The organism is Aurantibacter sp. (assembly GCF_042094015.1).
In the GTDB taxonomy this organism is placed as follows: domain Bacteria; phylum Bacteroidota; class Bacteroidia; order Flavobacteriales; family Flavobacteriaceae; genus Aurantibacter.
In genome coordinates this window covers 1-8,138 of record NZ_JBELDZ010000098.1, presented here as the reverse complement: position 1 = coordinate 8,138, position 8,138 = coordinate 1, and the positions used below count along the sequence as shown (strand labels likewise).

General features: G+C 29.2%; 10 protein-coding genes. 3 read left to right on the top strand and 7 right to left on the bottom strand.

The features are described 5' to 3' along the window. The 6 genes from ettA to ACFDSN_RS11270 all read right to left on the bottom strand — a co-directional run. On the bottom strand, window positions 1-1,601 hold a 1,601-nt coding region (gene ettA / locus ACFDSN_RS11295; protein WP_375239962.1), incomplete at its 3' end, for an energy-dependent translational throttle protein EttA. Window positions 1,602-1,627: 26 nt separating this feature from the next. Beyond that, window positions 1,628-1,804 (bottom strand): CAL67264 family membrane protein, encoded by a 177-nt coding sequence (locus ACFDSN_RS11290; RefSeq protein WP_190246267.1) that lies wholly within the window; start codon window positions 1,802-1,804, stop codon window positions 1,628-1,630. 120 nt (window positions 1,805-1,924) lie between these two features. Beyond that, window positions 1,925-2,644, bottom strand: a complete 720-nt coding sequence (locus ACFDSN_RS11285; protein WP_375239961.1) for a pirin family protein — start codon at window positions 2,642-2,644, stop codon at window positions 1,925-1,927. Between the two features lie 14 nt (window positions 2,645-2,658). Next, window positions 2,659-3,099 carry a MarR family winged helix-turn-helix transcriptional regulator gene (locus ACFDSN_RS11280; protein WP_375239960.1) on the bottom strand — a complete coding sequence of 147 codons (441 nt, stop codon included), beginning with the start codon at window positions 3,097-3,099 and terminating at the stop codon, window positions 2,659-2,661. 9 nt (window positions 3,100-3,108) lie between these two features. After that, on the bottom strand, window positions 3,109-3,645 hold the full coding sequence (locus tag ACFDSN_RS11275) for an NADPH-dependent FMN reductase (protein WP_375239959.1): 537 nt from the start codon (window positions 3,643-3,645) through the stop codon (window positions 3,109-3,111). Between the two features lie 11 nt (window positions 3,646-3,656). Continuing rightward, a complete protein-coding gene (locus ACFDSN_RS11270) occupies window positions 3,657-4,013 on the bottom strand; it encodes a DoxX family protein (RefSeq protein ID WP_375239958.1) in 357 nt (118 codons plus the stop codon). A 185-nt stretch (window positions 4,014-4,198) separates the two neighbouring features. Between ACFDSN_RS11270 and ACFDSN_RS11265 the strand changes: the two genes are divergently transcribed. The 3 genes from ACFDSN_RS11265 to ACFDSN_RS11255 are packed head-to-tail and all read left to right on the top strand — an operon-like array spanning window position 4,199 to window position 7,268. After that, complete coding sequence (locus ACFDSN_RS11265; protein ID WP_375239957.1) at window positions 4,199-5,842, top strand: acyl-CoA carboxylase subunit beta; 1,644 nt, start codon at window positions 4,199-4,201, stop codon at window positions 5,840-5,842. Between the two features lie 3 nt (window positions 5,843-5,845). Beyond that, window positions 5,846-6,649, top strand: coding sequence for a hypothetical protein (locus ACFDSN_RS11260; RefSeq protein WP_375239956.1), 804 nt, complete (start codon window positions 5,846-5,848; stop codon window positions 6,647-6,649). A gap of 4 nt (window positions 6,650-6,653) precedes the next feature. Next, window positions 6,654-7,268, top strand: coding sequence for a hypothetical protein (locus ACFDSN_RS11255; protein WP_375239955.1), 615 nt, complete (start codon window positions 6,654-6,656; stop codon window positions 7,266-7,268). A 296-nt stretch (window positions 7,269-7,564) separates the two neighbouring features. Here the strand turns inward: ACFDSN_RS11255 and ACFDSN_RS11250 are convergent. Continuing rightward, window positions 7,565-8,138, bottom strand: a 574-nt coding sequence (locus ACFDSN_RS11250; RefSeq protein WP_375239954.1) for a hypothetical protein, incomplete at its 5' end; no start/stop codon positions are given.

The following is an 8,138-nucleotide window of genomic DNA, read 5'->3' as shown; positions in this document are numbered from 1 at the left end:
CCTTCAAAGAAATACACTTCAGAATTTCCTTCAAAAGCTAAAATATGAGTACATATTCTATCTAAAAACCATCTGTCGTGAGAAATAACTACTGCACAACCAGCAAAGTTTTCTAAACCTTCTTCTAAAGCTCTTAATGTATTTACATCTAAATCGTTAGTAGGTTCATCTAAAAGCAATACGTTACCTTCTTCTTTAAGTGTCATTGCTAAATGCAAACGGTTACGTTCTCCACCAGAAAGCATACTTACTTTTTTGTTTTGTTCGCTTCCAGAGAAATTAAAACGACTTAAATAAGCTCTAGAGTTTACTTCTTTTCCGCCCATAAGGATTAACTCTTGCTCATCGCTAAAGTTTTGCCAAATGGTTTTATCCATATCTATATTACTATGCGCTTGATCTACATAAGCAATCTTTGCCGTTTCTCCGACTTTAAACTCACCTTTATCAGGTTGTTGTTCACCCATTATCATTCTAAAAATAGTGGTTTTACCAGCACCATTTGGTCCAACTACTCCAACTATTCCTGCTTGCGGTAAATTAAAGTTTAAATCTTCGTAAAGTAACTTATCATCAAACGCTTTACTTACACCTGAAGCTTCAATTACATTAGTTCCTAAACGTGGCCCATTTGGAATATAGATTTCTAATTTTTCGTCAAGCTGTTGTTGATCTTGACTCATTAATTTATCGTAATTCTTTAAACGCGCTTTCTGCTTAGTTTGTCTTCCTTTAGCACCTTGCTTTACCCATTCTAATTCGCGTTCTAAAGTCTTTTGACGTTTAGATGCTGTTTTAGATTCTTGAGCCATACGTTTAGATTTTTGATCTAACCAAGACGAGTAGTTTCCTTCCCAAGGAATACCTGCACCTCTATCTAATTCTAAAATCCAACCTGCAATATTATCTAAGAAATATCTATCGTGAGTTACTGCAATTACGGTTCCTTTGTATTGTGCTAAGTGCATTTCTAACCAATGTACAGATTCTGCATCTAAGTGGTTAGTTGGTTCATCTAACAATAACACATCTGGTTCTTGTAATAATAAACGACATAGCGCCACTCGACGTTTCTCTCCTCCTGAAAGCACACCAATTTTCTTATCACCATCTGGCGTTCGTAACGCATCCATAGCAATTTCTAACTTAGTATCTAATTCCCAAGCTCCAGCAGCATCAATCTCGTCTTGTAAAACAGCTTGACGTGCCATTAACTTATCCATTTTGTCTGCATCAGAATAAACTTCTTCTAAGCCAAACATATCGTTTATTTTATTATACTCATCAAGAATTGCTACTGTTGCTGCTGCGCCTTCTTTAACAACTTCTAAAACTGTTTTTTCAGGATCTAATTGCGGTTCTTGTTCTAAATAACCTGTAGTAAATTCTGCATCTGAAGTTAAATCTCCTTGGAAATTTTTATCTATTCCTGCAATAATCTTTAATAAAGTGGATTTACCCGACCCGTTAAGACCTAAAATTCCTATTTTCGCTCCGAAATAGAAACTTAAATAAATATTTTTTAATACTGGTGTATTTGCCGACTTAAACGTTTTTGTAACGCCAGTCATTGAAAATATAATTTTTTTATCGTCAGCCATTATTTTTTGTTTTATAGTTGATTAGTTTAAACTCGTCCTTTTAAAGCATTAAAAACCCAAGCAATAGCAAAAAAGCCAATACCTACAGCTGCAAAACCATAACCTGCAACATCATCGTATCTAAAAGCGCCTAATGCTATTAATGCTAATCCTACTATTATCATTATTGTTGTAGCCCAAGCTAAAACTGTATTTTTATTCATTCCCATAATCTTCTCTTTTTAAAAATAGAAAAGCAAATATCGTTTATTTTAACAAAAAAAGCAGCTAAAAAGCTGCTTTTTACGAGGAAAAACCTCTATTTTTTTATAGTTTTTTAATTACTAAAACATTGGCACTTCTATAAATAATAATTCTGTGTTAGATTTAGCTTCAATATTAAAGTCTTTAATATCGCTTAAACCAATAGCGTCTCTTGTGTTTAAATTATCTTTATCAACTTTAATATTTCCGGAAATCACCATTGTATAAACACCATTACGTTCATCGTTTAACTTATATATAAAAGATTCATTCTCTTTTAAATCTATTCTTGATAAAGTAACATCTTGATGAATTTTCAACCCCTTTTCTTGACTAGAGAAACCTGTTACTAAAGTTTGAAGTTGTCCTTGTCTATCTTCTGTCTTAAAAAAAGCTTGATCATAACGCGGTTTTACATTCTTCTCATTTGGCATAATCCAGATTTGAAACAATTTTAGTTCTTCTGTTGTTGATGCATTTATTTCAGAGTGTTGCAAACCAGAACCAGCGCTCATTAATTGTACTTCACCTGCTTTTATTTCTTGCCATTCGTTATCTCCCATAGAATCTCTATGCTTTAAAACACCAGATAATGGAATTGTAATAATCTCCATATTATCATGTGGATGTGTTCCAAATCCCATACTTGGGGCAATAATATCATCGTTTAAAACACGTAAAGCACCAAATTGGATTTTATTAGGATCAAAATATTGTGCAAAACTAAAAGAATGTTTTGCTTGTAACCAACCGTGATTAGCCTGACCTCTTTCTTCTGATTTATGTATTACTTTTCTCATAACTGTAATTTTAATTATGGTCTTAATTTATCTAATAAGCTATTTAATGTTTTAGCTTCTTCCGTTGTTAAATCTTTTGTTATTAATTTGTTTTTAGCTGAAGGAATATTGGTTAAAAGCTCTAACCCTTTTTGAGTAATTTGAATATGAACAACGCGTCTATCTGTTTCACAATTAAAACGTTCTATTAATCCTTTGTCTATTAACTTATCTGTTAATCGAGTTACGTTTGGAGATCGGTCTATCATTCTACTTTTAATAGTCTGAACTTTTAAAGGCTCTTTTGCTCCTCTTAAAATTCTTAGAATATTATACTGCTGTGGTGATAAACCAAAAGTTTTGAAAAAATCGTTTTGTAAACTTGCTATATAATTTGATGTGTATAATATATTAAGTAATGCTTTTTGCTGTTCGCTTTCAAAGGCTGAATTAATGTCCTTAGCTAAATCTCCCATAATGCGTTATTATTTTAAAACTGATGCTTCTAAATCTTTTACAGATTTAGTTAGTTCTTTTAAAAGTTCTGGATTCACTAATGTTCCATCATTAAAATTATCTCCAAAAGAAGGTAATAAAAATGTTGAAACAATATTTGCATCATGTCTTGGTAAACTAGTAGAAGCAAAATCGAAAACAGATTGTCCGCCTCTTCCTCCAGGAGAAGTACTCATTAACAAAACGGGTTTGTTTTGAAACATTTTCATATTAATTCTACTTAGCCAATCAAACAAACTCTTAAAAGCTGCAGTATAAAAACCATTATGTTCTGCTAAAGAAATTATTAATCCATCTGCTTCTTCTAATTTATTATAAAATTTCTTAGCGTTTTCATCTATTCCAGAAACTTGCTCAATATTTACACTATACGTTGGCACTTCAAAATCGTTTAAATCTAAAACTTCTACTTTTGTATTTACTAATAAACTTCCTGCAAACGTTACCAGCTCTTTATTAATTGATGTATTACTATTACTTCCTGCAAATGCTATGATTTTTTTCATCTTTTCTATATTTATTGGTTTAGTTTTTTATAAGTGATATAATTCGTTACTAATAAGATTATCCCTATTAATGCAAATAAATGTTCGCCATCATTAATCATTGTATGTGCAAAAAAGGCTAAAATTACATTAAATGTAAACCCTGCATAAGCCCATTCTTTAATAGTTTTAAATTTTGTTTGCCAAATTGCTATTAATCCTAAAAGCTTAGCTGATGCTAAAGGGTAAACTAAATATGCTGGATACCCAAAACCTATAAAAGCTCCTCTTATAGCTTCGTTATTAAACAAATACATACTTATTGAAAAAAGCATTAATGCGGTAAACAGACTTTTTGTAGCGTAATGGATTATTTTTTGTGTTTTCATCTTGTTATAAATTAATTGGATTAATATTTTTTTTATAATACAAATGTAAAATAAATAAATTTATATTCCAAGGAAACTAATTCCTTGTTTTATATTTTAATGAACTATTAATAAATAAATAACCATAACGTTTTCTTAAAGTAATGCAATTTTGTAATTTCGTTCAAAATTTACACAACACAGCTATGGATATAAACTTCAATAAAAACGAAGACCACAATAAACTTTTAGTCTCTGATTTAAAAAAGCGTTTTGCACAAGTAAAACTTGGTGGTGGAAAAAAACGAATTGAGAAGTTACATAGTCAAGGAAAATTAACAGCTAGAGAACGTATAGACTATTTATTAGATAGTAAAAAACCAAGTATAGAAATTGGTGCTTTTGCTGGAGATGGCATGTACGAAGAACATGGCGGTTGTCCTTCTGGTGGTGTTGTAGTAAAAATGGGTTATGTAAAAGGCAAACAATGTATTGTTGTTGCAAATGATGCTACCGTAAAAGCTGGAGCTTGGTTTCCAATTACTGGAAAAAAGAATTTAAGAGCTCAAGAAATTGCTATAGAAAACAAGCTGCCAATTATATATTTAGTTGATTCTGCTGGTGTCTATTTACCAATGCAGGATGAAATTTTCCCAGACAAAGAACATTTTGGACGTATTTTTAGAAATAATGCAGTTATGAGTAGTATGGGAATTACTCAAATTGCTGCGGTTATGGGAAGTTGTGTTGCTGGTGGCGCTTATTTACCAATTATGAGTGACGAAGCTTTAATTGTAGATAAAACAGGAAGTATCTTTCTTGCTGGAAGCTATTTAGTAAAAGCAGCTATTGGAGAAGTTATTGATAATGAAACTTTAGGTGGAGCAACTACTCATTGTGAAGTTTCAGGAGTTATAGACCATAAAGCTTTAGATGATAAAGATTGTTTAGAAAAAATACAGCGTATTTTTGACAAAATAGGTGATTTTGATAAAGCAGGATTTAATAGAGCTGCAGCAGAAAAACCTAAAGAAAAAGAAGAAGAAATATACGGTATTTTACCAAAATCTAGAGCAGATCAATATGATATGCGCGACATTATTAAGCGTTTAGTTGATGGCTCTGAATTTGATGAATACAAAGAAGGTTACGGACAAACAATAATAACTGCGTATGCAAGAATTGATGGTTGGGCTGTTGGAATTGTAGCTAATCAACGTAAACTAGTTAAAACAAAGTCTGCTAAAACGAAACCAACGGAAATGCAATTTGGCGGTGTTATTTATAATGATAGTGCCGATAAAGCAACACGTTTTATGGCTAATTGTAATCAGAAAAAAATTCCTTTAGTCTTTTTACAAGATGTTACTGGTTTTATGGTTGGTAGTAAAAGTGAGCATTCTGGTATTATAAAAGATGGTGCTAAAATGGTAAACGCATTATCAAATTCTGTGGTTCCAAAATTCACTATTATTTTAGGGAATAGTTATGGTGCAGGAAACTATGCCATGTGTGGAAAAGCTTACGACCCAAGATTAATTGTAGCTTGGCCAAGTGCAGAATTAGCCGTTATGAGTGGGAAAAGTGCTGCTAAAGTATTGTTACAAATAGAAAAAGCATCGCTTAAAAAGAAAGGCGAAGAAATTACACCTGAGAAAGAAGAAGAACTATATAATAAAATAAAGGCGAGATACGATAATCAAGTATCACCTTATTATGCAGCATCTCGTATTTGGACAGATGCAGTTATAGATCCTTTAGATACTAGAACTTGGATTTCTATGGGAATAGAAGCTGCAAATCACGCACCTATTGAGAAGCAATTTAACATGGGAATTTTACAGGTTTAGTCTATGACTAAGATTATAATACTTACGGCTTTATTAGTTTCATTTATATGTTTTTCTCAAGATAGTATTCCATATAGAGATATTATTACTATTAATAAAAACAAAATAGTAAATGAAGTTTTATTTCCTGTAAAAAAAACAATAAGTACAGATAGTTTAATAATTAATAAACAAGTATTAAATTTTAACAAAGATTTATTCTTAAAAGATTCATTTTTAATTAATAGATATAAATTCCACGCATTTGGTTATAAACCAGACAGATATCTATATCAGTGGAATTGTCCAATCAATATTTATTTTGATAAATTAATTCCAAAAAATATAATTAATGATTTCACCGATTATATTAATGGCTTTAATTCTATACCTAATTTAAAAATTTCAATTACTACCAATATAGAAGACGCAAATTATTATTTTAAAGTGTATGAAGCAGATATCTCTGCATATTCAAAAGAAGTTTTGAATTCATTAAACAATGAAGAATCTAAAACAAAACTCTATACTAAAATCACATACGATTTAAATCAAAATAAAAACAAAAAATATTATAACGGAATTTTAAAGATTAGCAAATCAGAACTTAGTAATAAATACTTAAGTAGTAAATTAAAAATTATTTTCTATCTAAGTCTAACTCATTTTTATAGAAGTGATAAAGCTGAAAAAAATTCAATTTTAAATAAAGAAACAATATTAGTTGATGAGCTTTCTGACTATGATATTATTTTATTAAAATCACATTATAATCAAATTTATCCGGTTAAAATAAATTATAAAAACTTTATAAACTTATTAAAATAAATTTATGAATAAGATTAAAATTATATTTTTAATTATAGGGTTTAGCTTTAACTATTCTACTAGTCAAACAATTAATACGAATAAAAAAAAGGCATATATTCCATTAAAACATTTTAAACAAAAATATAAAAGACCATTAACAAAAAAAGATTCTTTAAGCTTTATATTTAGAGAGAATGATACTTTAGTTTTTGATGAACTATACAAAGAGCCTAAAGGAACTAAAGTAGCATATGAATATAAAGATGATAATTTTTTAAAAATTTATAAAAAAGTAGTTTATAAAAAAATTAAAGATTCATCAAAGAACAAATCTTATATGCATTATTGGAAAGATGATATTAAAATGTATATTTCTAATTCTTTCGATAAAAAAGTTAAAAAAGAATTTTTAAAATTCACTAAAAATATAAGTCAAAAAATAGACTCTTTAAATATATATGAAGTGAAGAACCCAAAAGATTCTAATTATATTATTTATCTAGATTCTGATTTTCAATACAAACCCAGAATTATGGAATTTACTCAAACAGATTATTATGTCTATTGGAATGGAAAAAATCAAATGCATAGACTATCCTTAAGGATTCTAGATGATTCTGAATTTACAATCAATTAAAGCTTAACGCACTAAAAAAGAAATTTGTAACCTCTTTAGGTCATTTTAATTATAATGAATCCAATTTAGAATGTAAGCATTTCTTCTCTGGCTGTGCAGATCAAAATTTTGAGTTAACAGAATTAGATTATGAGATATTAAAATATCATTATTCTTATGGTATTTGTAAAGGAACAGATCTTGAAACTTTTGAACGAAATCATTATTTAGCTAAAAAACAGTTAAAAGAAAAAAAGGTTTTGATGAGTTTTATACATCAAGATTAGGAATAAAAACATTCTTTTTAATTTATATAATTAATCTTTTAATACGTTTATTAATTCTGGCAATAATGTTATAGCGGTTAATAATACAACTGTGCCATTTTTAGATTTCTTAGTGGTTTCTGTTACAATATTCTCATCTATTCTTATAGGTGATTGCTTTACAGATTTGTTTGGGTTTCTAACAAAAACCATTGTGTTTCTTGCGTTTGGATTCAAAATTGAATTAGCATACACATAACTTTCTCCAATACCATCTTTATAAGTCTCTATTACTTTACAATGACTTAATGAATGAAGTATTTTCTTAATATCTTTAGGTGATTCTTTTTTTATTAACAATCCATTCTTTCCTGAATAAAAAGCAATAGAGATGTTATCTTCTGATGTTAACCGCTGATTAATAAATTTAAAAGCTTGTTGTAGAATAATCTCATCTTCTTTAGAAAATCCATAACCCGATGCTTCTATTAAAAATATAACTTGTTCTGTTTTAATAACAGTTTCATCTTCTTCGTTATCCTCATCTAAAACAGGTTTTTCGAAATAATCTGCAACAAAAGAAATTAATTGATCTAACTGAACAGATTCTGTATTTAAGGTAGTG

What these genes read in the sequence shown, in the direction of transcription:
- ACFDSN_RS11290 (WP_190246267.1), bottom strand. Translation starts at nt 1,804, where the DNA reads ATGAATAAAAATACAGTTTTAGCTTGGGCTACAACAATAATGATAATA.
- ACFDSN_RS11285 (WP_375239961.1), bottom strand. Translation starts at nt 2,644, where the DNA reads ATGAGAAAAGTAATACATAAATCAGAAGAAAGAGGTCAGGCTAATCAC.
- ACFDSN_RS11280 (WP_375239960.1), bottom strand. Translation starts at nt 3,099, where the DNA reads ATGGGAGATTTAGCTAAGGACATTAATTCAGCCTTTGAAAGCGAACAG.
- ACFDSN_RS11275 (WP_375239959.1), bottom strand. Translation starts at nt 3,645, where the DNA reads ATGAAAAAAATCATAGCATTTGCAGGAAGTAATAGTAATACATCAATT.
- ACFDSN_RS11270 (WP_375239958.1), bottom strand. Translation starts at nt 4,013, where the DNA reads ATGAAAACACAAAAAATAATCCATTACGCTACAAAAAGTCTGTTTACC.
- ACFDSN_RS11265 (WP_375239957.1), top strand. Translation starts at nt 4,199, where the DNA reads ATGGATATAAACTTCAATAAAAACGAAGACCACAATAAACTTTTAGTC.
- ACFDSN_RS11260 (WP_375239956.1), top strand. Translation starts at nt 5,846, where the DNA reads ATGACTAAGATTATAATACTTACGGCTTTATTAGTTTCATTTATATGT.
- ACFDSN_RS11255 (WP_375239955.1), top strand. Translation starts at nt 6,654, where the DNA reads ATGAATAAGATTAAAATTATATTTTTAATTATAGGGTTTAGCTTTAAC.